1 protein-coding gene is annotated in these 1,205 nt (G+C 67.1%); it reads left to right on the plus strand.

Annotated features, from left to right (window positions below; all coding sequences use genetic code 11):
- Window positions 1–44: 44 nt before the first annotated feature.
- Window positions 45–1,163 (plus strand): hypothetical protein, encoded by a 1,119-nt coding sequence (locus DMB66_RS59805; RefSeq protein WP_199753310.1) that lies wholly within the window; start codon window positions 45–47, stop codon window positions 1,161–1,163.
- Window positions 1,164–1,205 lie beyond the last annotated feature (42 nt).

Consider the following 1,205-nt stretch of genomic DNA (forward strand, 5'->3'; position numbering starts at 1 on the left):
CGACGCCCGAGTCCGTCGGAGTTCGAGCGGGAGGCGGTAGACCGATGACGGCGAGAGAGTTCCACGTCCCTGCAAAGGTCGGTCGCCGCGCCATACTCATCCTGGCGCTGAGTTCACTGACCGCCGCAAGCGCTCACCCTGGCTCCGACGACCAGACGGTCACGCAACTGCTACCGGCCGAGCCGCCCGCGCCGCGCCGGTCGGTCGGGCTCAAGTCGGTCGCACACTGGACCAGCATCTTCATGCAGAGCTGGGACCATGAATACAAGAACAGCCTGCCGATGAGCCGGTCGGCGGACAGTTGGGACCACTACAACCTGTCCTACTCCGTCGATGCCTGCACCGCGATGTTCCGCGCCACGGACCAGCGGAGCTACCTCGACCGCGCCCTAGCATTCGTCGAGAACGTAGCCGACGCCGCCGTGCTGTCGTCCACGCTGCGCAGCAGCCAGTTTCGCGACGGCTACCGCGGCTGGGCGTCGTCAAGTTCCGGCGAGGGCGGCGACGAGATCCCCCTCTACGAGAGCTACTTCTGGCGTTACGGGACTGCGTTGCTGGTCGCCATGCGGGAGACACCGGCCGTCTACGGCAACCCGGTGTACCGCGCCCGCTACGACCGGCTGCTGCGTTTCGCCGAGGTCGACATCTTCCAGAAGTGGTACTCGCGCGGCGCCGGCGACAACATCTACCGCGAGCGGACGCACATGGCGGCGCACTGGGCGCTGATCACGTTGAACCTCTCGCGGATCACCGACGATCAGGTGCGCCGGGACCGCTGTCTCGAGGTGGTCCGTAACATCGACCTGCATCTGCCCGGCCTACAAGCGAGCCTCCGCGGACAGCTGCGCCGCAATCCGACGGAGCCCACCGCGTACTTCTGGAGCGACTTCTGGGGATCGGCACGGCGCCCCGGGCAGGACGTGAGCCACGCCAACGCGGTCATCGCGTACGTCGTCGAGGCACGCGACCGCGGCCAGCAATGGACCGACGCCGACATGGCGGCCTTCTCAGCGCTGCTAACGAAGGTGATCTGGCCAGGCGGGCAGACCTACCGCTCCTACGTTGACGGCACCGGCGCCGACAACGGGTGGTTCTCCGACGGCTTCGTGAACTGGGCCGCTACGACCCGGCGACCCAACTCCGGCTGGAGAGCCACCAGGTAGTCAACGACCAGTTGCCGCCAACATGGCGCTCAACGCCCGGAT

The sequence above is a fragment of the Actinoplanes sp. ATCC 53533 genome (genome assembly GCF_003947245.1).

Coding starts and splice junctions, on each gene's coding strand:
- DMB66_RS59805 (WP_199753310.1), top strand. CDS start 45: ATGACGGCGAGAGAGTTCCACGTCCCTGCAAAGGTCGGTCGCCGCGCC.